At 65.5% G+C, this 22,870-nt stretch carries 14 protein-coding genes and 3 pseudogenes; 9 read left to right on the top strand and 8 right to left on the bottom strand.

Going from position 1 to position 22,870, the window contains the following annotated elements; translation table 11 throughout:
* The first annotated feature begins 57 nt into the window (after window positions 1-57).
* A complete protein-coding gene (locus tag OVA30_RS02735; RefSeq protein ID WP_268174528.1) occupies window positions 58-1,185 on the top strand; it encodes a glycosyltransferase family 4 protein in 1,128 nt (375 codons plus the stop codon).
* 92 nt (window positions 1,186-1,277) lie between these two features.
* On the opposite strand, the gene OVA30_RS02730 is transcribed toward OVA30_RS02735, so the two are convergent.
* Window positions 1,278-1,967, bottom strand: a complete 690-nt coding sequence (locus OVA30_RS02730) for a sugar transferase (RefSeq protein WP_268174527.1) — start codon at window positions 1,965-1,967, stop codon at window positions 1,278-1,280.
* Between the two features lie 1,671 nt (window positions 1,968-3,638).
* Between OVA30_RS02730 and OVA30_RS02725 the strand changes: the two genes are divergently transcribed.
* The 7 genes and pseudogenes from OVA30_RS02725 to OVA30_RS02695 all read left to right on the top strand — a co-directional run.
* Window positions 3,639-4,421 carry a ParB N-terminal domain-containing protein gene (locus OVA30_RS02725; RefSeq protein ID WP_268174526.1) on the top strand — a complete coding sequence of 261 codons (783 nt, stop codon included), beginning with the start codon at window positions 3,639-3,641 and terminating at the stop codon, window positions 4,419-4,421.
* A gap of 97 nt (window positions 4,422-4,518) precedes the next feature.
* Entirely contained in the window at window positions 4,519-6,807 is a 2,289-nt protein-coding gene (locus tag OVA30_RS02720; RefSeq protein ID WP_268174525.1) for an AAA family ATPase, read from the top strand.
* A 33-nt stretch (window positions 6,808-6,840) separates the two neighbouring features.
* Window positions 6,841-8,814, top strand: a complete 1,974-nt coding sequence (locus tag OVA30_RS02715; protein ID WP_268174524.1) for a glycosyltransferase — start codon at window positions 6,841-6,843, stop codon at window positions 8,812-8,814.
* Window position 8,815: 1 nt separating this feature from the next.
* Window positions 8,816-9,805, top strand: coding sequence for a polysaccharide pyruvyl transferase family protein (locus OVA30_RS02710; protein ID WP_268174523.1), 990 nt, complete (start codon window positions 8,816-8,818; stop codon window positions 9,803-9,805).
* 151 nt (window positions 9,806-9,956) lie between these two features.
* Window positions 9,957-10,964, top strand: coding sequence for a glycosyltransferase family 2 protein (locus OVA30_RS02705; protein ID WP_268174522.1), 1,008 nt, complete (start codon window positions 9,957-9,959; stop codon window positions 10,962-10,964).
* Between the two features lie 150 nt (window positions 10,965-11,114).
* The gene (locus tag OVA30_RS02700; RefSeq protein WP_268174521.1) at window positions 11,115-12,365 is read left to right on the top strand and encodes a polysaccharide biosynthesis/export family protein; all 1,251 of its coding nucleotides are present in this window, start codon (window positions 11,115-11,117) and stop codon (window positions 12,363-12,365) included.
* A 42-nt stretch (window positions 12,366-12,407) separates the two neighbouring features.
* A pseudogene (locus OVA30_RS02695) lies at window positions 12,408-12,544 on the top strand (IS481 family transposase); the annotation flags it as partial.
* 836 nt (window positions 12,545-13,380) lie between these two features.
* Here the strand turns inward: OVA30_RS02695 and OVA30_RS02690 are convergent.
* The 7 genes and pseudogenes from OVA30_RS02690 to OVA30_RS02660 form a co-directional block, all read right to left on the bottom strand.
* The gene (locus OVA30_RS02690) at window positions 13,381-14,718 is read right to left on the bottom strand and encodes an aspartate aminotransferase family protein (protein ID WP_268177447.1); all 1,338 of its coding nucleotides are present in this window, start codon (window positions 14,716-14,718) and stop codon (window positions 13,381-13,383) included.
* Between the two features lie 394 nt (window positions 14,719-15,112).
* Window positions 15,113-16,348 carry a M20 family metallo-hydrolase gene (locus OVA30_RS02685; protein ID WP_268174520.1) on the bottom strand — a complete coding sequence of 412 codons (1,236 nt, stop codon included), beginning with the start codon at window positions 16,346-16,348 and terminating at the stop codon, window positions 15,113-15,115.
* Window positions 16,349-16,407: 59 nt separating this feature from the next.
* Window positions 16,408-17,442 (bottom strand): ABC transporter ATP-binding protein, encoded by a 1,035-nt coding sequence (locus OVA30_RS02680; protein WP_015821893.1) that lies wholly within the window; start codon window positions 17,440-17,442, stop codon window positions 16,408-16,410.
* The gene (locus OVA30_RS02675; RefSeq protein WP_268174519.1) at window positions 17,439-18,494 is read right to left on the bottom strand and encodes an ABC transporter ATP-binding protein; all 1,056 of its coding nucleotides are present in this window, start codon (window positions 18,492-18,494) and stop codon (window positions 17,439-17,441) included. Before OVA30_RS02675 ends, OVA30_RS02680 begins: the two co-directional genes overlap by 4 nt.
* A pseudogene (locus OVA30_RS02670) lies at window positions 18,491-19,425 on the bottom strand (ABC transporter permease). The gene OVA30_RS02675 and the pseudogene OVA30_RS02670 overlap by 4 nt, the downstream one beginning before the upstream one ends.
* Window positions 19,426-19,441: 16 nt before the next feature.
* On the bottom strand, window positions 19,442-20,395 hold the full coding sequence (locus OVA30_RS02665) for an ABC transporter permease (RefSeq protein ID WP_012252912.1): 954 nt from the start codon (window positions 20,393-20,395) through the stop codon (window positions 19,442-19,444).
* A gap of 167 nt (window positions 20,396-20,562) precedes the next feature.
* Window positions 20,563-22,185, bottom strand: coding sequence for an ABC transporter substrate-binding protein (locus OVA30_RS02660; RefSeq protein WP_268174518.1), 1,623 nt, complete (start codon window positions 22,183-22,185; stop codon window positions 20,563-20,565).
* Window positions 22,186-22,367: 182 nt separating this feature from the next.
* Between OVA30_RS02660 and OVA30_RS02655 the strand changes: the two are divergent.
* Window positions 22,368-22,683, top strand: a pseudogene (locus tag OVA30_RS02655) (IS481 family transposase); the annotation flags it as partial.
* Window positions 22,684-22,870: the final 187 nt, after the last annotated feature.

The following is a 22,870-nucleotide window of genomic DNA, read 5'->3' as shown; positions in this document are numbered from 1 at the left end:
GATCGAGGTGACGACGTCATTCCGTCCGTTGCGGGCAAGCAGACAGACGAATTCCAAATGAAACGGCTCAAGATCCTCGCACCCCAGCGCTACCCCTGGACCTTCACGGGCCCGCGGGCGTCGCGGCATGACATCACGCGCGCCTTCTTCATCCCCGCCAACAAGATCAGCCCCAAGATCGAGGGAATCACCGCCTTCCCAACCGTGCTCTTCAAGCCTTTCGACCTCGTCCACGCCTTCAACCGCATCCCGCTCGGCCGGACGCCCTATGTCATCGGCTGCGAGTCGCACATCCCGCGCGGCTTCGGAATCGAGACGTCGGCCCTCTACAAGCGAATGGCGCGCTCCCTCGCCTCGCAGCGGTGCCGGGCGATCATCCCGATCTCCCGATACGCGAGTGGCTTGATCACACGCGATCACGAGCACCGACCCTGGTGGCCGGCGTTGAAGGCGAAGATGGTCGTCCGCCATCCGAGCATCGCCACGCGGCCCTTTCAGGTTGGGCCGCCCCCGAGCCCGATCCGCATCGCGTTCGTGGGCAATCACTTTGCTCGCAAGGGGGGCTGCGTGGCGGTGCGCATCGCCGAACTCGCAGCCCGGCGCGGCATTCCCGTCGAGGTGCATATCGTGTCCGGGCTCGAAATGGGGGCCGCGGTTTGGACCGATCCGACGCGGGACGCCTTCTTCGATCCCTATCGACGCCTGCTCGACAGGCCGAATGTGACGCTGCACCCGACCCTGCCCAATCGGGAGGTTCTCGATCTGCTCGGGATGATGCATTTCAGCGTGCTGACGACGTTCTCCGACACCTTCGGGTACAGCGCCCTGGAATCGATGGCCTGTGGAACGCCCGTCATCGCGAGCCGTCAGGGCGCCCTGCCTGAGTTCATCCACGACGGCGTGAACGGGATCATGCTCGATCTGCCGACCAACCCCTGGGGGGAATGGATCCATGGCGGCCATACCGGCCGCCACACGGTGGCCTATGAGGCGATCGTCCGTGATGACATCGAGCGCTTGGCCGAGGAGGCCCTGACAGCCGTGGAGCGGCACCTGTCCGATGACGATGGCTACCGCCGGATGCGACGGGCCGCATATGCGGAGATCGAGACCCGGTTCGACATTCCGAGTTCATCAGCCTTCTGGGACGATCTCTACCAGCAGGCTATTTCGAACGGGCGATAATGCCTCCGCCGTCCAGGTTTCCCTGAACGGCGGAGGATACGGCGCGCATCGGGCCCGGCGGCATCGGTGCGACCGGGCGCGAGATGTCTCGGCTAGCGACTACCGCGCTGCGCCAACACGGCCGGCACCGTGCGAAGCAAGATCGAAAGATCGCGACCGAGATGCCAGTTGCGGGCGTATTCGAGATCCAGGGCGACGCGCTCCGCATAGGTGCAGTTGCTACGGCCGGAGACCTGCCAGAGGCCCGTCACGCCCGGTGTGACCGAGAAGCAGGTCTCGAAGGCGGTGCCATAACGGGCGATTTCGCCAGGAACGATCGGGCGCGGCCCGACCAGGCTCATCTCACCCCGAAGCACGTTGAAGAGCTGCGGCAGTTCGTCGAGGCTCGACTTGCGCAAGAAATGACCCAGGCGCGTGATGCGAGGATCCTTCCTGAGCTTGTGCGTCGCGGCCCACTCTGCGGCGGCCTCCGGATTCGTAGCAAGATGCTCGGCAAGCAGCCGCTCGCTATCCATCACCATCGAGCGAAATTTCAGGCAGCCGAACAGCCGCGCGTCCCGCCCGATCCGAACATGGTGAAAAATCGGAGCCCCGCGATCGCTGCGCCAGATGAGAAAGGCGATCACCAGCATCAAAGGGAGCAAGAACAGCAACGCCAGAGCGGCAATGGAGATGTCGAGCCCACGCTTGATGCCGGGTTCGATCGGCCGCAGCTTCGTCAGAATATTGGTTTGGATTGCCCGAGCCTTCGAATCCCTCGGTTCTGCAATTGTGACAGACATGGAAGTGGGATCAGCATCAGATATCATGCCGCTACTCTCCGAGTTGGAAAATCCAATTTTCCTGTAACGGGCTGTTAATAACTTGGTACTACCAATTGCCGCACTGCAGCGCAAGCATCAACTAGGCCAACTGCGCAGTATTACTCTGCAATGGCCTCAATGGAAATTTATATAACTTTTCATTTCAGTATATCAGCCTAACGGCGTTCGTATGATCTGAAGATTCTGGAGCGCTATAGAAACTTTAGACGCCGCATCGGCGGGAGCAGGTAACCAACGATCCGGCCAATCGGCCGTTCGACATCAAGCCGTCCGGCAGGACCAGATGTGTCAGCGCCTTTACGTCCTGCACTCCCCCGTGCCGCCTGTCCGCGGCGTCGCATCGCCCGCCTGTTGCGGCAGCGCAGGCGACGCCGCGCGGTGCTGATTGGGCGTTCGACGGGCGGTCGGCGCGCCGAAAGGGCTCCAAGGCCGACGACGATCTTCATCGCACGCCGATTTCCCAGCTTCATACGGACGGGGACAGCACCGACCTCTTGCACCGCCTACACGCGACCCGGGGTGACGCGGTCGATTCGTTAGAGCGCCTTCCGATAAAGCGGTCGCCGGTTCGTCGAAGGACGTCGCGTCAAAGGAAAGACCGGGAGACGCCCGTCCGCTGCAACCCGGTCGGAAGCAGCTCTAGAAGCAATGTTGGGCAGGGAGCCGACTAGCGATCGCGTCGAATCACTTCGGCGTCGGTGTGAGACGATCTGCCTAGAACGGCCCGAAATTGCACTATACTACGCATTTGCGATAAAAGCCGGTTATTTTTGATATATAAATCAGACAAATCAGCCATCCCTGGCTCTCCAACCGGCACAGTTTAGGCGTTTTTCTGTGCACAATTTTGTGAAGAGTTGAGTTCTCCGAGTCATTCATCGAATAGCCTAGGAAGACTATTAAATTACATAATTTAAATGAAAAATATATTTAGCCCTTTATGGCATGAGCGCGAGTAAGGTATCGAAAGCCCTCCGTCCTATATGTCTATATTCTAGTATTTTATAAAGGGCGGTCAATCGCATATTTATCGAGTAGCCGAAAGTCGCGCCGAACCAAATTTGAGGTATAATTGCTATAAGAAAACACACTTTCATCGCAAATGAGATAAAGTCCTACTAAATATCGGCGCAGCATTGCGCTTGCCACCACCTTACTTACCCTCATGCTTATGAACGACAAAATGTTGCGAGCAATTTCGGGCGCGCTTCTTTGATGGCTGAACCATGAAGCAGGAACGACTGTAGCTTTACTGCACCCCATAACTCCGTTTTGTTTAAGGCTGCGTAGCGCAACAGAGCTTTCTAATACGCGGATATTGTCTAGAATTTCGGAACAGCGGCTCCGCCTCTTCTTGTTCATTCGAAAAAATTCGACCCAAATCTCACCCGAGAGCAGTGGCGTCAAAGTATTTATCTTTGCCAAGCAGAGGCAAGATTTAGCCCCTTGGGGATTGGTAGCCGGGGCAGCTTTTCACTAAAACACGCGATCGGAATTTTTTGACCACTTGACACCCTACTATCGGGCTACCCACTAAGGGCTAGAGATTGGTGGAGATTGTTAGACTTGCGCTCGATTTCGACCGAGGGTTTCGAAGCACCGAAGGCTCCTCTGATAGGGCCAGCCCCCATGCTTCAATGGATCAAGATCTCCGATCTTGTGGTCGATATGTCGTATCAGCGCCCCATTGTTGGTCGGGGCCGCATCAACGTGACTCGCATCGCCCGCGACTTCCGATGGACGTTCTTTGCGCCCGTCGTCGTGTCCCCGGTCGAGGGCGGCATGTTCGCCATCATCGATGGACAGCACCGAACCACGGCCGCGGCACTCTGCGGCTTCGAGAGCGTTCCCTGCCAAGTGGTCATCGCGGCGCAGGGCGAGCAGGCGGCCGCCTTCAAGGCGATTAACGGCGTCACCACCCCCATCACACCGATGGCCCTCTATGCGGCCGCCCTCGCCGCGCGCGAAGCGTGGGCGATCGAGATCACCGAGGTGTGCCAGCGGGCAGACGTGATCCTGTTGCGCTATCCGATCGCCACGGACCGTCAGCCGCCGGGGCAAACCATGGCGGTCGGGGCCCTGCGCGCCTGCCTGCGCCGGTATGGTGCCGACACGCTCGTGATCGCCCTGCGCTGCGTGACCCAGACGCAGAATAATAGGTCCGGCATGCTTTCGGCGCGCGTCATCAAGGCACTCTCCGAAACGGTGTCTTCACTCTCGCATATGCATGACATCGAGAATCGGATCATCGAAGCTGCGCATCACGTCGATATCGAGGCTGCTCTTGCCTCCATCAACGAGCAGCGGCTGAACGGCAGCAAAGGCCCGACCGATCTGCTCACGGAGGCGCTGAAGGAAAAGTTCGTTCAGAATATTTCGAGCGATGTTGCGCTGTTCACAATCGCTAGCTAGATCTCGGCCCCTGTCTTACATCGGTCGATCTTTTTACCCCGCTGTTCCGCGCGTGTTCTTTCGTGCGTCATTGTGCTCGATGTGATTGGAACGAGCTATGCTTCAGTTCAGTAATAGCTCGACAGCGTCCGCGAGGGGCGACCTCGTCGAGCAGCCGGAGCCGTTCGCTTGGCTGCCCGGGGCCCTGGCTTTCCTCCGGCGTTCCCGGGTCATCGTCGCCGCGACGGTCGCGGTCTGCCTCGGGCTCGCCGTCTTCTACCTCATCATCGCGACGCCGAAGTTCGATGCGGCGGCCGAAATCCTGATCGACCTGCGCCAAGCCGAGCTGTTTCGCCAGCAGAACACCGCGACGGACTCGCAGGTGCTCAATTCGATCGTCGAGAGCCAGGTCGAAATCCTTAGATCGAGCACGACGGCGCTCGCAGCGATCGAACGTCTGGGACCTTCCGTCTACCGCGAACTGGGTGAGAAAGGGTTCATCCAGTCGCTGCTTGGCCCCATCGCCGATCAGTTCCGGAGCAGCGGCGCACCCGCGCAGACGCAGGAGGAGGTGAAACTCGCCGCCGCCGAGAAGCTGCTCAGCCAAGTCCAGATCAAGCGCGTCGGCATCACCAACATCATCCAGATCTCGGCCCGGACGCCTTCGGCCGTGCGATCGGCGCGCTACGCGAACGCGATCGCCGACAGCTTCCTGACCGGGCTTCTGGAAGCGAAATACGAGACGACCCGTCGCGGCCGCTCCTGGCTCGAGACGCGGCTGGCGGAGCTGCGGGACCAGGCGACGGCGGCGGACCGCGCGGTTCAGGACTACAAGGTCAAGACCAACATCGTGGACACCGACAAGGGTCTCATGAGCGAGCGGCAGGTCGGCGACCTCAACACCGCCGTCGGTGTGGCTCAGGCGAAGACGGCCGAAGCGAAGGCCCGCTACGAACGGATCAAGGAGATCATCGAGAAGAACATCGTCGATGGCTCCGTCATCGAGTCGACCCAGAATCAGGTCATCGTGCGACTTCGCCAGCAATACTTCGACACGAAGAAGCGCGAGGCGGACATCTCGGCTAAATACGGCTCGAACCACGTCGCCGCCGCGAACGCCCGCGCGGAGATGGCCGAGATCCAGCGTTCGCTACAGAGTGAACTGAGGCAAGTCGCCGAGGGCTATGCGAGCGAGTACGAGGTCGCCCTGACGGGTGAGCAGGCGATCAAGAAGCGCCTCGACGAGCTTGTGGCGGATGCAGGACTCAACAACCGCTCGCGGGTCGAGCTGCGCTCGCTCGAGAGTTCCTCGCAGACGTATCGAGCGCTCTACGAGAACTTCCTCCAGCGATACACCCAGGCGGTCCAAGACCAGTCGTTCCCGATTTCCGAGGCCCGAATCGTGGAGCCCGCCTATCCGCCGCTCCGCAAGGCGTGGCCGAAGGGGCTGGTGATCCTGGGTCTGGCCCTCCTGCTCGGGATCGGCGGCGGCATCGTGATCGCCTTCCTGCGCGACCTGCTTCGCAACAGTGTGCGGACGGCGGCGGATATCGAGAAGGCGACGGGCATTCCCTGCATCGCCACGATCCCGTCCGTCCGAACCTTCCGGTCCGCCCGCAACGTGCTGCCGCGTCTCCTCGACGAGTTCGGACTGAGGCCCCGCGAGACCTCCCGCGACCTGCTCTTGGAAGCGGTGGTCCATCCGCTGTCCGAGACGGCCGAGGCGATGCAGGAGATCAAACTGCTGCTGGAGCGGGCACCGAACCGGAACGGCGGCTGCCGCGTGATCGGCATGGTGTCGGCGATCTCCGGCGAGGGGAAGACCACCGTCGCCTCGAACCTCGCTCACTACCTCGCTATGTCCGGCAAGCGCGTCATCCTGCTCGATTACGACCTTCGCTACCCCTCGCTCTCCCGCACCCTAGCGCCGGATGCCGGAGTCGGGCTGATCGAGTCCGTTCGGAACGGGAGCGCGCCGGCTCTCGTCACCTTGAAGGCGCGTGGGGCGTCGCTGTTCCTGCTGCCTTCGGTGATCGGTGAGCGGGCGGAGCACAGTACGGAGATCCTGCGGTCGCCGAACAACAAGGCCCTGCTCGACTCCATGAAGATGAATGCCGACGTCATCGTCATTGACTACCCGCCGATGCTCGACTTCCTGGATGTGCGGGCGACCGACGAACTCGTCGATCATTACTTCATGGTCGTGGGATCCAACCGCTCCAACAGCCGGCAGCTTGCCGAGTGCATCTCCCGCGACCGCTTCGATGCCACCCGCGTCCTCGGCGCTATCCTGAATCGGGCCGATGCGAACCGTAACTTTGCCAAGCGATCGAACTTCGGCCGCTACTTTCCCTGGAACCAGGGGGCCGGGGCGCGCTACAACGTCCATACGCCTCAGTCCCTGTAGGCGGCGGATGACGGCGTCTCACCCCGGGTTCGCGTGGCTGCGGGTCTCCTGATGGAGCGTCCTGCGGAGGGGACGTCCGGTCCCCGTGTCTCCGTCATCATGTCGAACTATCGGGGCGGCCGCTATCTCGCAGCCGCGATCGAGTCCGTGCTCGCTCAGAGCGTTAGCGACCTCGAACTGATCGTCGTCGACGACTGCTCGGGCGACGACGGCCCGGCCATCGTTGAGTCCTATCGCCAGCGCGACGACCGTGTCCGGTTGATCATGCTCGACGCGAATCTCGGCCCGGCCGGCGCGCGCAACCGCGGCATCGAGGCCGCGCGGGGTGCATGGCTGGCGATCGTCGACAACGACGATCTCATCCATCCGGAGCGGCTCGGCATCCTGCTCGATGCGGCGGATCGGGACGGTGCGGACATCGTCGCGGACGACCTCCTGACCTTCTATGAGGACAGCATCCGGATCGACACCATGTTGCCGGAGACAACAACGGAGCCGTATTGGGTTGCGTTGCCGGATTTCATCCGCTCGAACGCGATCTACGGTCCGAGTCGCGCCCTCGGCTATTGCAAGCCGCTCTTCCGGCGTCAGGCCCTGGGCGCGTTCCGCTACGACGAGTCCCTCCGGATCGGCGAGGACGCGAATCTGCTGGTACGGCTGCTGGCCGCCGGCCGCCGCTTCCGTCTCTATCCGTGGCTGCTGTACTGTTATCGCAAGCACAGCGGCTCGATCTCGTACCGCTTCAACCAAGCCGATTCGCAGCGCCTGATCCACGCGGAACGAGACCTGCTGCGGGCCCATGCGGCGCTCGGCCCGGAGATCGTATCCGCTCACGAGGCCGTGCTGGCCTCGCTCGAGCGGGCGGCGGCCTTCGCGAACCTGATCGATGGTCTCAAGAAGCGCTCGCTGGCTCAGATCGTCCATGCCGTCCGTGCCGCGCCCGGGGCGCTGCCTCTGCTCCGGATGCCGCTACGGGCCTGGATCGAGCGGCGGCTCCGGCGGCTTGCCTGCCGGCGACAGGGCACGCCTTCCCTCCTCGTGCTGCAGCGCTCGGGCAGCGGACCAGGCGAATCGGGAGCGGCGACGCGACGTCGGGATCTCGTGCGCCTGTTTGCGGACTGCGGCTACAGCGTCCGGACGCTGATTCTCGGCTCGACCGAGCCGGATCCCCGCTGGATCGGGCGCGAAGTCTGCCTTGAATTGGCCCGCCACGGCCGCGTTGCGCGCAACGTCCTCTTGGCCGAGCCATCGCTCGTGGCGGCCTCCCTCCCCTACAGGCTCGGCGCCGACAGTCTCACGCTCGAACCGAGCGCAAACGGCGTCCGCGTTCATCGCCGCGGCGCGGTGGCGGTCGAAACCCGATCTCTCGCGATGCCCGCCGCTCTTGGTGGCAGCCCGGTCGCGGCCGCGCCGGATCCGGGAGAGGACGGGCATGTGTCGATCGCCGGTGCGCGCAATGCGGCCGAGATTGCCGGGTTGAACTGGTTCCTCGCCGCGGTCTGGCCGCGCGTGCGAGAGGCCCACCCGAACGCGGTGCTTCGGCTCGGTGGCGGACTCGCAGGGGTGACGGCGCCTCTTCCCCCCGGCGTCGTCCGGGCCGAGCCGAGAGCGGACGTCCTTACCGGGGCGGGCGTCGTGGTGTTTCCGCGCCAGATCCTCTCCGACGATTCTTCGGCGATTCTGGAGGCCTTGCGACGCGGCAAGGTGGTGGTCGCGACCTCCGCCGCACGGAGCGGCCTTGCCGAAGTCCTGCAGCCCGCCGTCTGCGTCGCCGACACGGCGGCAGCCATGGCGGAGCGGATCACCGAACTCCTCGCCGCGCCTGTCCGCCGGGCCGAACTCGCCGGTGCCGGCCATGCCCGTCTGAGGTCCGCGGCGGCCGGAGCGAGAGAGGAGAATCCGCTGGCGGAGCTTCTGGCCTCGATCCGACCGCCAGCCAATGCGGCCGGCGCGCAGACCAGACCGCACACGAACATGCCCGGCGTGCCGGTCGAGAAAAGGTTCTGACGTGCGGCTGACCTACTATCATGGCCGAGTTCCCAACTTCGGCGACGATCTCAACGGTGTGCTCTGGCCCGCTCTCCGGCCGGACCTGTTCGATGAGAGCGAGACCGTCGCCTTCGTGGGAATCGGGACCATCATCGGATTTCCGTGTGCGCCGTACCGACGGTTGAACGTGTTCTCCAGTGGGGCCGGCAACGATCCGCTGGGCCGCTGGGCAGACCGCGACGTGACGTACTGGTGCGTGCGCGGGCCGATCACCGCCGCGCTCCTGGGCCTCGAAGCGGACCGGGCTCTGTGCGACGGCGCGATCCTCGCGCCCTTGGTCTCGTCGCGGTTCCCGGCCGCGCACCAGGATTCCGGCGAGATCCTGCTGATCCCGCATTGGCAAACCCTCGATGATCCGGGCTGGGAGGAGGCGGCCCGGCTGGCCGGCTACGTGCTGCTCGACCCCCGGGGCAGTCCGGAAACCGTCATCGGGCGCATCGCCCGCGCCCGCATGGTTCTCACGGAATCGCTTCACGGGGCGATCCTGGCCGATACCTACGGCGTCCCCTGGGCCGCCTTCGCGACCTCGGGCAATTTCCAGGCATCGAAGTGGCTCGACTGGACGCGCTCCCTGGGACGCGGCTTCGAATTCACGATCGTGCCGCCGCCGAGCGCGACGGGCTTCCTGCGGTATGGACGGCCGATGGCGGCAATCGGGACGTCCGTCAGCGTCACCGACGCGATCGCCATGCGCGACATGCGGGGGCGGACGGAGCAGGCCGCTCGCCCAGCCGTGACAGCCAAGGCCCGCGTGAAGGCCCGCGTGAAGGCCTGGGTGAAGCGCAGCGGGCTGCTGAACCGCTTCTACGATATGTCGCCGGCACGGACGGCGGAGGCGCTGACGGGGCTCGCTCGTGTGGTTGGCCAGCCCAGCACCCCCGGCACGATCACGCAGTTGCAGACGCGGATGATGGAGCGCCTCGATCAGGTGGGGCGCAGCGGCCGATGAGCGACCTTTTCGAGTCGCCGGCCGAAACTCGGACGATCGGCCCCCGAATGGAGCGCGGCCGCGAGACCGGTAACGCCGAACGCCGTTCGCTCCGCTCGGTGGGGTCGGAGCAGCATCGATCTCACATCGATCTCACCTGGGGGATTTCACGGTGATAGACGAAGAGAGTGTCCTGCTCGTCGTACCCGTCCTGAACGAGGAGAAGCATCTGGAGGCCTGCATCGCAGGCCTGCTCGGGCAGGATTACCGCGGCCCGATGACGATCGTGATCGTCGATGGGGGCAGCACGGACGCGACCCAGGCGATCGCGGCCCGGATTGGCACCGCCCATCCCAATGTCCGCCTTCTAATGAATCCGCGACGCATCCAATCCGCCGCCGTGAATCTCGCGGCGGCCTCCGATTTACCCGGCACCATCCTGGTGCGGGCGGATGCCCATGCGGATTATCCGCCTCACTTCGTCTCCCGCTGCGTCGAGGCGCTGCGCGCGAACGCGGCCGACTCCGTCGTCGTCTCGATGCGGACGGTCGGATTACGGCCCTTCCAACGTGCGGTAGCCGCCGCGCAAAATAGTATTCTGGGGAATGGCGGTTCGGCCCATCGTCGAAACACCGCCTCGCGCTTCGTCGATCACGGGCACCATGCGGCCTTCCGGCGTGCCTTCTTCCTCGGGGTGAACGGCTACGACGAAACCTTCACGCATAACGAGGACGCGGAATTCGATGCCCGGGCGGCCGCGGCCAACGGGCGGATCTGGCTGTGCGCGGAAGCGACGATCACCTATTACCCCCGAGCCGAGATCGGAAGCCTCGCGCGGCAATACTATCACTACGGCCGGGGCCGGGCCCGGAACCTCGTCCGGCATCGGACCCGGCCGAAGCTCCGGCAGTTGGCACCGCTGCTCATGACGGCCTCGGCCGTGACGAGCCTCGCCATCGGCGCGGTCGAACCGTTGGCCCTCCTGGTGCTCGCAGCCTACGTCGCCCTGTATGCCGGTTGGTCGGTCGCCGCGGCCGTGCGGATGCGGGACCCCGCCATACTCGCGATGGGGCTCGCGGCGGCCGTCATGCATATCAGCTGGTCGGCCGGCTTTCTCACGATGATGGCCGAGGCCATCCGTACTCGTCAGATGCAGGCCTCCTCGGTCACGGCATCGTAACGGCGGACGTGGCAATCCGGCACGATGTCTGACCGCGTCTTGCCAGAACCGGGCGTTGAACTCGAAGAGGCCAAGATGTCGATGATGGTCCGTTCTGGAAGGTTCGGGAGCGGGAATGCGGCGTCCACGCGTCGGCGCGGCGGCCGGTTCGTGCCTCGCGCGTCGGCCTGGGCGATCCTCGTTCTGACAGGCGTAGTGGCTGCGCCCCTGCGTGCGGCCGAAGAATACAGGCTTCAGTCCGGCGATGTCCTCGAATTCTCCGTCTCGGGCATCCCGGATCTCCGGCAGCGCCTGCCCGTCACCATCGATGGCACGGTCTCGATCCCGCTCGTCGGCGACATCCCGGCGCGCGGCGAGACCCTGGCCGATATCCGCGCCGCGATCCGGGAGACTCTGCCCAAGACCTCACTCAACATGCGCACCGCAAACGGGGGCGAACAGCAGACGGTGATCGGGCCCAACGAGATCACCTTGGTGATCGCGGATTACCGGCCCGTCTACATCCTCGGGGATGTGAGCAAGCCGGGGGAGGTGCGCTACGCGCCGGGCTTGAGCGTGCGCCAAGCGGTCTCCCTCGCGGGCGGCTACGACCTCCAACGCTTCCGCATGGAAAACCCGATCCTCGAAAGCGCGGATCTGCGCAGCGAGTACGAAAGCCTCTGGGTCGAACTGGCCCAGGGCCTCGCCACGCTCGCGCGGCTGCGTGCGGAACTCACCGGAGCCGCCGCCCTCGACCCGCGCAAGATCGAGAACACGCCGATTCCCGCAAGCGTCGAGCACCAGATCTGGCAGAACGAACAGGATCTGTTCAAGATTCGAGCCGAAAACTACAAGAAGGAACTCGCGCACTTGCAAAAGACCGAAAGGCTGGCCGGGGAGCGCCTCACGGCGATCCAGGATCAGTATCGCCGCGAAAGCGAGGCGGCGAAGTTCGATTTCGATGAGATCGAGCGCATCAATGACCTCAACAAGCGCGGCGTTGTGCCCTTGACCCGCGCCGTGGAGACGCGCCGCCTTTCCCTCACCACCGCGACGCGCGCCCTTCAGATCGGTGTCGAGGTCGAGAAGTCGAAGCGGGACCTGCTGGATGCGGAGCGCAGCATCGTCCGGCTCGGCGACCAGCAACGCGCGGACCTGACGCGCGAGCTCCAGGAGGCGTCAGTCAAGCTGGCGCAGACACGCACCAAACTGGCGGCGACCGGGGAGAAGCTGCTCTATACCGGTGTCGTGCGCTCGCAACTCGTTCGTGGCAGCGGCGGCAAGCCGACCATCGTTCTTCATCGGAAAGACGGCGCTCAAGCCAAAGTCAGCCAAGTCGATGAGGACGAGGCGCTGCAGCCGGGCGACACCCTGGAGATCGCCCTGAAGGTCGAACATAGCCTCACCCCGTCAGCGAACTGATCCCGTCGGAACACGACGGTACCGAAGGGCATCAGGCCGAATAACGGTCAGGTCGAGCGGATGAACCGCACGATCGAGGACGTGACCGTCAAACGCTATCATCACGGCTGTTACGAGCCGCTCAGAGCCGATTTTTCCAGCCGTTCGTGGAGGCGGACAACCACGCTCGTCGGCTCGAGGTCTGACTGAGATACCAAAATCCGCCTATGGCCTCGAATCTGTGGCCGAATATGCCTCGGTATTTCAATAAATTAAGTGTTCGCTGTATGTTCTGGGTATCGCGCCAAGTTAACCTGCTGTCTTTTGAGGCAGATTCGGTTTATGGGGTTTGGCCCTCAGTCCATGAAAAGGTCCGTCTTACACGCCGCTGTCACAGCAAAGGCGCGACTCATGGCGACCGTTCGTAAGGGTGGAAGCTCCTAGCAGGTTCAGGGCAGGCGTAAGGAATATCCCCCGCGCTCCCGGTCCTTCCTTACAAAGGCTGAGGCTGCCCTGTGGGGCCGAGAGCAGAAACACAACATCGACCGTGGCCATCTCGCGGGAGGCAGTCAGTCCGCTAAGAGCCTGACCCTGGGTGATCTCCCGAGGCGCTATGAAGCCCAGGTCACACCAAGGAAGCGAAGCAGCCGGTCAGAGCAATCACGTATCAAGACCCTCCTGGCTCATCCTATGGCTCAGGCGGCTGTCACACGTGTCACACTAGACATGGTGGCCTCCTACAGGGACCTCAGGCTTCAGGTGGTCTCAAGGGATACGGTACGTCGGGAGCTAGGCATTCTAAGGCACTGCCTTGAGGTAGCCCGTAGGGAGTGGGGAACACCCATCTTCATCAATCCTGTCTGGCGACTGCGACCGCCCCACGGACCTTGGCGGCCGTCGCGACTGCTACCGTTGCCGTCTGCTCACGGGTGGACGGATCGAAGCTGGGCGAGGACCGGTCGCTGCGGCCGAGGACGGGCTTTCCGCCAATGTACTAGGCGACGATCGTGGACATGGAGGCTTCTGCCCCAGGAGGTCAGGCGACGCGGTCGAGCGCGTCGGCGAGCGTGGCGACGGCAGAGCTGATCTGCTCGCGATCGATGATGAGGGGCGGCGAGAGAGCGATGATGTCGCCGGTGACACGAACGAGCAGGCCGCGCTCGAAGCAATCGACGAAGACCTCGTAGGCCCGAGCGCCCGGGGCGCCGTCCCGCGAACTGAGCTCGATGCCCGCGATCAGACCGATGGTGCGGATGTCGATCACGTGACGCGCATCGTGCAGCGCATGCACGGCGGAAACCCAATCGTCTGAGAGGGACGCAGCCCGGGTCAGCAGCCCCTCTTCCGCATAGATCGAGAGCGTCGCGATGCCCGCGGCCGACGCCACCGGGTGACCGGAATAGGTATAGCCGTGGAACAGCTCGATCAGGCCCTCGGGGCCTTGCATCAGGGCGTCGTGGATCGGCCGGCTCGCGAAGACCGCGCCCATCGGGATGACGCCGTTGGTCAGGCCCTTGGCGGTGGTCACGAGATCGGGCGTGACACCGAAGAAATTGGTCGCGAACGGGGCGCCGAGCCGGCCAAACCCGGTGATCACCTCGTCGAAGATCAGCAGGATGCCATAGCGGGTGCAGATCTCGCGAAGGCGCTCGAGATAGCCCTTCGGGGGGATCAGCACGCCGGTCGAGCCCGCCACCGGCTCGACGATGCAGGCCGCGATCGTCTCGTCGCCGTGGAGCGCCACGAGCCGCTCGAGGTCGTCGGCCAGCTCCGCCCCATGCTCGGGCTGGCCCTTCGTGAAGGCGTTTCGGGCCAAATCGTGCGTGTGGCGAAGGTGGTCCGTACCGGTCAGGGTCGGGAATGCGCGGCGGTTGTTGAGGATGCCGCCGACCGAGATGCCGCCGAAGCCGACGCCGTGATATCCGCGCTCGCGCCCGATCAGCCGCGTGCGGGTGCCCTGGCCGATCGCCCGCTGGTAGGCGAGTGCGATCTTGAGCGCGGTGTCGACGGATTCCGAGCCCGAACCGGTGAAGAAGATTCGGTCGAGACGCTGCCCGTCCGGTCCCGGCGCGATCTCGGCCAGTCGCTCGGCGAAGTCGAACGCGGCCGGATGCCCCATCTGAAAGGTGGGAGCGAAATCGAGCGTCGCCAGCTGCCGCTCGACCGCTTCGACGATCCGGCGGCGGCCGTGCCCGGCATTGACGCACCAGAGACCGGCCGTGCCGTCCAGCACCGGGCGCCCGTCATCAGAGGTGTAGTACATGCCATCGGCCGCGACGAGTATCCGCGGAGAAGCTTTGAATTGGCGGTTTGCCGTAAAAGGCATCCAGAATGCCTCGGTTTTAGGCGAATTTCCTTTGATACTTGCGGGCATGGCGTTTCCTTCTGCTGTGTCGTTCTGAGTGATCGCCGCGAAGTGACCGTTGACGACTAGCGGCGCATCTTCGGGCGCGGCGACGCCTAATACTTCGGCAGCATCACCGCCGGCGTGGACAGGACGGTGAGCAGCGTCCAAGCAAAGAACACCGGCATGGCGAAGATCAACGGCCTGACACGGTTGAAGACAGTCGCTCCAAGCCGGACGAGGATCGGAGGGATCAGGGGAACGCCGTTCTCGCGGTATCTCAAGGGGTGGGCTCGATAGGCTTCGGGGATGCGAGGAACAGGGCCCAGCCTCCGGAACGAGGCTCCGGTCGGTTGCGGCGAGAGGAAGCGCGAGACGCGCTGAGGACGACCACCGGAGGCGCCCTTTTCGGCGCGGCGGCCTACTACAAAGTGTTGTCGTGGGCGATGACGGCGTTGAGCAGAACTTGCGCGCCGGCCGCGCACTCCTCACGGGTCGTGGATTCCGCGACGTTGTGGCTGATGCCTCCCAGGCAGGGTACGAACACCATCGTGGTCGGCGCCACGCGGGCGATGTAGGCGGCGTCGTGCCCCGCGCCGGAAACGATGCGGCGATGGCTGAAGCCGGCCTGCTCGGCTCCGGCCTCGACGCAGGCGATGAGGTCCGGCGCGAACTGAACGGCCGGAGAATCCCAGATCGGCGTCAGTTCGGTCTCGAGGCCGTACGCCTCGGTCACCCGCTCCAGGCCCGCTTCGAAGGCCTGAGCCATGCGGGCGAGGACGCCGTCATCGGGGTGGCGCAGGTCCACGGTGATGAACACCTCACCCGGGACGACGTTGCGCGAGTTCGGCGTGACGTCCAGGCACCCGACCGAGGCGACGGCATCCGGTCCATGCGCGTGGGCCACACGATCCACCGCCAGCACGACTTCGGACGCACCGACCAGCGCGTTGCGACGCAGCCGCATCGGCGTCGCCCCCGTGTGACCGGTGCTGCCCTTCAGGCGGACATCGTACCAGCGCGCCCCCTGCACGCCCGTCACGACGCCAATCATCGTCTCCTCGGCCTCGAGGATCGGCCCCTGCTCGATGTGGAGTTCGAACATCGCGCCGAACTGCCGTGCGCCCGCCTCCTGCGTCCCCATGAACCCGATCCGCTCCAGTTCGTCGATGAAGCGGAGGCCGTCCCGGTCTGTCCGCGACCACGCGAATTCGCGGGGAAAGACCCCGGCGAAGACGCCCGAGCAGAGCATGGCGGGCGCGTAGCGCGTACCCTCTTCGTTGGTCCAGTTCACGATCTCCAAGGGCGCGTTCGTGACGTAGCCCGTATCGTGCAGGGTCCTGAGGATCTCGATGCCGGCGAGGACGCCGAGGACGCCGTCGAACTTGCCGCCGGTCGGCTGCGTATCGAGGTGGCTGCCGATGGCGATCGGGAGCAGATCGTCGCGACGGCCGGGCCGACGCGCGAACATGTTGCCGACGTCATCAACGATCACCGTGCAGCCCAGCGCTTCGACGGTTTCGCGAAACCACTCCCGCACGCGCCTGTCGTCGTCGGTGAGCGTCAGCCGGTTGATACCGCCGCCCTCGCAAGCGCCGAATTGCGCGGTCTCGTGCAGGGTATTCCAGAGGCGGACCGCATCGATCGTAAGGTTCTGCATCGTGTCCTCGTAGGCGTGCCGGGCGGCCGGCGGCGATGTCGGCCACGTCCTGCAGTCGTTCAGGCCGGCTCCGGCACCCGCACCGGCGTCGACCCGGATCGGTAGGCGGCGGCCGCCGCGTCCGTGCGCCAGCAGGCGACCCGGTGTCCCGGGGCGATCTCGCTCACCGGCGGCATCTCCCGGCGGCAGCGCTCCTCGGCGAGGAAGCAGCGCGGGGCGAAGGGGCAGCCGGGCGGCCGGTTGGCGAGATCGGGCGGGCTGCCCGGAATCGTCTCCAGGCGGGCGCCCTTGGCGAGCGCGCCCTCCGCGCGGCTGCGCAGCAGGCCAATCGTGTAGGGGTGGTGGGGGTCGAGCACCACCTGATGGGCCGTGCCGTTTTCGACGATTTTCCCTGCATACATCACGGCGATGCGGTCGGCGGCCTCGACCGCCGCGCCGAGATCGTGGGTGACGATGACGATCGACAGGCCGAGGTCGCGCTGCAACTCGCGCAGCAGCAGCAGCACCTGGATCTGCACGGTGGCGTCGAGCGCCGTCGTCGGCTCATCGGCGAGCAGCACCTGCGGGCGGCAGGCCAGCGCCAGCGCGATCATCGCCCGCTGGCGCATGCCCCCCGACATCTCGTGCGGGTAGTTGTCGAGCCGCCGCTCGGGGCTCGGGATGCGCACGCGCTCGAACAGGGCGAGCGCCCGGCGCCGCGCCTCCGCTTGCGTCACACCCCGCTCGTGCCGCCGGATCGACTCGGTGATCTGTCGGCCCACCGTGTAGACCGGGTCGAAGGCGAGCAGCGGCTCCTGGAAGATCATCGAGACGGCGCCGCCGCGGAAATCGGCGAGCGCCCGCTTGTCGAGCGCCTGCACGTCGCGGCCGGCGGCGAAGATCCGGCCCTCGATCCGGCTGCGGCCCTCGGGGAACAGGCGCAGGATCGCGCGCAGCGTCACGCTCTTGCCGGAGCCCGACTCGCCGAGGAGGGCGAGCGCCTGACCCCGCTCCACCCGCAGGTCAACGCCGTCGACGACCTGCGTCTTGCCGAAGGCGACGCGTAGCCCGGAGAGTTCGACCGCCGGGTCGGTCGTGGTCGCGGACGCACTCATGCCGCGAGTGCCCCCGCGGGGGCGGCCGGATGGCCGGAGCCGGCCTGCCGGGCGAGGCAGGCGACCCGGTGGAGCGGCGCCACCGCGGCCAGCGCCGGCTCGGTCCCGGAGCAGACATCCGCGGCCAGCGCACAGCGGGGATGGAAGCGGCAGCCGGAAGGCGGGTCGATCGGGTTCGGAGGATCGCCGGCGAGCAGCGCCTCCTCCGTGCGGTTGTCGGGGTCGAGGGAGGGCATCGAGGCGAGGAGCGCCTGCGTGTAGGGATGCGCGGGCGCGGCGAGCACCGTGTCGGACGGGCCGATCTCGGCGACGCGTCCGAGATACATCACCATCACGCGGTCGGAGATGAAGCGCACGACGTTCAGGTCGTGGCTGATGAAGATGTAGGTCAGGCCGAACTCCTGTTTGAGGTCGAGGAGCAGGTTGAGCACCTGGGCCTCCACGGACTTGTCGAGCGCCGAGACCGCCTCGTCGAGGAGGACGAGGCGCGGCTCCAGCGCGAGCGCCCGGGCGATGTTGACTCGCTGGCGCTGGCCGCCGGAGATCTCGTGCGGGTAGCGGCCGGCGAAGCGCTTCGGCTCCAGGCCGACCCGGTCGAGAAGCGCCCGGGCCCGGTCCACCGCCTGCCGGCCGGGCACGCCGTTCACCTTCGGGCCGAAGGCGATCGACTGCTCGACGGTCATGCGCGGGTTGAGCGAGGCGTAGGAATCCTGGAACACCATCTGGACGGCGCGGCGGTAGCTGCGCCAGGGCATCGCCCGCTCGCCCACCGGCTGCCCGTCGTAGAGCATCTGCCCGGTGTCGCGCTCGATCAGGCCCATGATCAGCTTGGCGGTCGTCGACTTGCCGCAGCCGGATTCGCCGACGATGCCGAGCGTCTCGCCCTTGAGGACGGTGAGGTCGATGCCGTCGACCGCCCGCACGGTCTTCTTCGGGCCGGCGCCCTTGCGCACGGGGAAGTGCTTGACGAGCCCCGAGACCGTCAGCAGCGGCTGGGCGGGGCCGCCGCGGTCGGCGGCGAACGGGTCGGAGACGTCCGGGATGACGCTCACTGGCGGATCTCCATGGCGTTGCGCAGGCCGTCCGAGAACAGGTTGAAGGAGATGGAGACGATGAAGATGCACACGCCCGGCAGGGCCGCGACGAGCGGATTGACGTAGATCGCGGTGCGGAGCGTGTTCAGCATCAGGCCCCATTCCGGCTCGGGGGGCGCACCCCGAGGCCGAGGAACGAGAGGCCCGAAGCCAGGATCATCGAGACCGAGATCAGGCCGGTGGCGTAGACGAAGATCGGCCCGACGACGTTGCCGAGCACCTGCACCCGCATGATCGTCAGCGCCGAGGCGCCGGAGAGCTTGGCCGCGTCGATATAGTCGCGCCGCCGGATGCCGGTGGTGACACTCTCAGCCACCCGCGCGATCTGGGGCACGAACACGCAGGTCAGCGAGACGATGGCATTGAAGATGCCGGCCCCGAGCGCCCCCGAGAGCGCGATCGCCAGGAGGACGGAGGGAAAAGCGAAAAAGACATCGATGGTGCGCATCAGGATCGTGTTGGTCCAGCCGCCGACGTAGCCGGCGAGAATCCCGATGGCGGACCCGATCACGAAGGCGATCAGCACCGGCGTTACGCCCATGAACAGCGACAGCCGCGCGCCGAGCATCAGGCGGCTGATCATGTCGCGGCCGAGCTCGTCCGAGCCCAGCCAGTACACCGCATCGCCGACCGGCTTCAGGCGGCGCAGCATCGAGCCCTTGTAGGGGTCCATCGGCGTGATCCAGGGCGCGAGGATCGCCACCGCGATCATCGCGAGGATCAAGGCGCCCGCCGCCATCGCGACGGGGTCGCGGACGAGGCGGTGGCCGACATGGCCCCAGAATCCGCGCGAGGGGATGAAGGCGGCCTCGGGCGCGGCGTCCCCGGGGCCGAGCACGGTGCCGTCGAGGGCAATGGCTGTCGGGGCGGCTGTGGCGGGAGCGTTCATCTCTTGGACCTCCGGGTCAGCCGCGCTCGATGCGCGGGTCGAGGGCGGTCTGCATCACGTCGACGATGAGGTTGAGGGCGACGAAGAACAGGGCCAGCACGAGGATCGAGCCCTGCAGCAGCGGCAGGTCGCGCTGGAAGATCGCGGCGTTGAGGAGGAAGCCAGTGCCCGGCCACGCGAACACGGTCTCGATCAGGATCGAGCCGCCGAGCAGGTAGCCGAGCTGCAGGCCCATCACCGCGAGCGCGGTCGGGGCGGCGTTGCGCACGACGTGGCGGAACACGCCGCGCTCGTCGAGGCCCTTGGCGCGCAGGGCCTCGACGAAGTCCTGGGACAGAATGTCGGCCACCAGCGCCCGGACGGTGCGGGCGATGATGCCGGTCGGGATGACCGACATCGTGACCGCCGGCATGATGATGTAGCGCAGGTGGTCGAAGTCCGGCCGCCAGTTGCCGGAGCCGTCGGGCCCGGCGCCGGTCGGCGGCAGCCAGCCGAGATTCGCCGAGAACACGATCACGAACACCATGCCGAGCCAGTAGTGTGGCACGCTCACGCCGAAGACGGACAGCGCCGAGGCCATCCGGTCGAGGACGGAGTTGCGCCGGTAGCCCGCGACGAAGCCGAACAGCACCCCGAAGGTGAAGCCGATCAGGGTGGCCACCGAGGCGAGGATCAGCGAGTTGACGACCGCGCGCCCGACCTCGGCCGCAACCGGGCGGCCGGTGGCGATCGACACGCCGAGATCGCCGTGCAGCACGTGCCACAGCCAGATGAAATACTGCACCGGCAGCGGCTTATCGAAGCCGTAGGCGGCTCGCATCTCGTCGATTGTCGCCTGCGTTGCGTCAGCCGGCAGCACCGCGCTCAGCGGATCGCCGGGGGCGAGGTGGACGAGGAGAAAGCACACGACGCTCACGCCGAACGCTACGGGGGTGACGGCGACGAGGCGTTTGAGGATGTAGAGAAGCATTGATCACCCTGCTCGTCTCACGCGCAGACTCAACCGTTCCCCTTCCCCTTCGAGGGAGGGGACAGGGATAGGGGGACCCAGTTGGCCCAGGCGGCACCGCGGCGCTCGATCCTGCGCCCCCCTCGTCCATCCTCCTCCCCACAAGGGGAGGAGAGCATGCAAGCGTCTCACCGCCCGGCGGTGGCGATGGTGATGGTCGAGAAGTCCTGGAACCAGTTCTGCGCCTGGACGAAGCCCTTCACCTTCGGGCTCATCGCCCGCGGATTGACGTCGTGGGTGATCATCACGAACAGCGCGTCGTCGACGAACTTTTCGTGGACCTTCTGGAGGACCTTGTTCTGCGCCTCCCTGTCGAAGGTGGTGCGCACTTGGTCGAACAGCTGGTCCATCTCAGGATCGCAGTAATAGCCCCAGTTGGTGCCGTTCGGCGGCGCGAGGTTGCACTGCAGGTGGCGGATGAAGCCGGTGAACGGGTCCTGGATGAAGTAAGAATAATTGATCGCCGATACGCCGCGGGAGATGTCGGCCTTGGCGCCCGCGCGCCAGACGTTGATCAGCGTGTTCCACTCGACGACCTCGTAGTCGACCTGGACGCCGACATCGGCGAGGTTCTGCTGCACGAACTCGTTCATCGGCAGCGGCTGCATCTGGCCCGAGCCCGAGGCCGAGATTGCCACCTTGAGCTTCAACGGCTTCGCCTTGCCGTAGCCGGCCTCGGCAAGCAGCTTCTTGGCCGCCTCGGGATCGTACTTCACGTCGAAGGTGGTGCGGCCGAACCACTGGTGGTTCGGCGGGTAAAAGCCCTTGGCCGGGATCGCCATCCCGCCTAGCAGCTCTTTCAGGCCCTCGCGGTCGATGGCGAGGTTGACTGCCTTGCGCACGCGGACGTCGTTCCACGGCGAGCCCTCGCTCCGGGAGAGATGCCACGTCCAGTTGTGCGGGTAGGCGTTGGTGACGATGGTGAAGCCCGCGCCCTTCAACGAGGCGATGGCGTCTGGCGCCGGGGCCTCGATCCAATCGACCTGCCCGGCGCGCAGGGCCGCGACCCGGGCATTGGCCTCCGGGAGCGGCACCAGCACCAGCTTATCGAGCTTCGGGATCCGCTTCTTGTCCCAGTAGGCCGGGTTCGGGACCATCTCGGCCCGCTCGCGGGGGGCGAACAGCGTCAGCTTCCACGGGCCGGTGCCCGAGGGCTGCTTGGCGAAGGCGTCCCAGGACTTGCCGAGTTTCTCCCACTGGGCGGGGGAGGACATCATGATCCAGGCGATCTGGTAGGGCAGCGTCGCGTCGGGGATCTTGGTGGTGATCTCGACGGTCAGCGGATCGACCGCGCGGTAGCTCGCCACCGCCGGGATACGGGTCTTGCCCTGGGCGGACTGGCGCGGGTCGTAATGGGGCGCATCGCTCTTCAAGAGCTTGTCGAGGTTCCACACCACCGCATCGGCGGTGAAGTCCGAGCCGTCGTGGAACGTGACGCCCGGGCGCAGCTTGAAGGTCCACTTGGTCTGGTCGTTCGGGTCCACCGTCCAGCTCGTGGCGAGGCCGGGCGTGAGGTCTGAGGCGAGTTCCGCGCTCGTCAGATCCCAATTGATGAGCCCGTCATAGACCGTGTAGCCCATGAACCGCATGCCCTCGCCGCCGTTGTCGGTCTGGCCGGTGGTCAGGGGAATGTCGGACGCTGTCATGCCGATGCGCAGAACGCCCTGCGCCAGGGCAGCCGGACTGAGCCCAAGCAGCAGCAGGCCGGCGAGCGCCGCACCGGCGCCGTTTTTCTTCAGATTGAACACCATCACAGGTCGCACACGCTCCGTGGCCCGGGCACTTGTGCCAGGGATACGCTCGACCGAATGCAAGCTGCCGGCCACATGCCCGCAGAACGGGAAACGGTAGCCTGTGTCGGGGCGGCCGCGTCCGGCAGCCGGGGGGCGAGGCGAAGAACAAGGCCGCCGGTGGGCGGACGCCACCGTACCGCCTCTACGGCCTGCAACCGACGATCCCGCACCTGACCCGCGCCTCGCTGCATCGTTGCCTGGAACGGCATGGCATCAGCCGTCTGCCGGAGGTCGAAGGCGACAAGCCGAAGAAGAAGCGCTTTGCTCGGTATCCGATCGGCTAATTCCACATCGACGTCGCACAGGTCAGCACCGCAGAAGGCAAGCTGCCCCTGTTCGCGGCCCTCGACTGCGCGAGCCCGTTCGCCTTCGTTCGCCTGGTCGAGAGTGCTGGTAAGCTAGAAAGCGGCACAGTCACTCCGAGACCTGATCGCGGCCGTACCTGACCGCATCTACATCGCGCGGCCCCGCGGCAGGCCTGTCGCTTCAGGCTCGACCCGTCACATCATACTGGAACTGTAAAGCGAGCAGACCCATGACTGTTTTTCCGGCACAAAACCATCAAATGATACAAATTTAGTCCGCAAGCACAGCATTGTCTCTTGAGCGACTCGTCGGCCGCTTCCTAGCCTCGCGCCCGGTA

The organism is Methylorubrum sp. SL192 (assembly GCF_026672325.1).
Taxonomy (GTDB): Bacteria; Pseudomonadota; Alphaproteobacteria; order Rhizobiales; family Beijerinckiaceae; genus Methylobacterium; species Methylobacterium extorquens.
The sequence above is the reverse complement of the archived record's forward strand: the minus strand, read 5'-3'. Positions and strand labels throughout refer to the sequence as shown.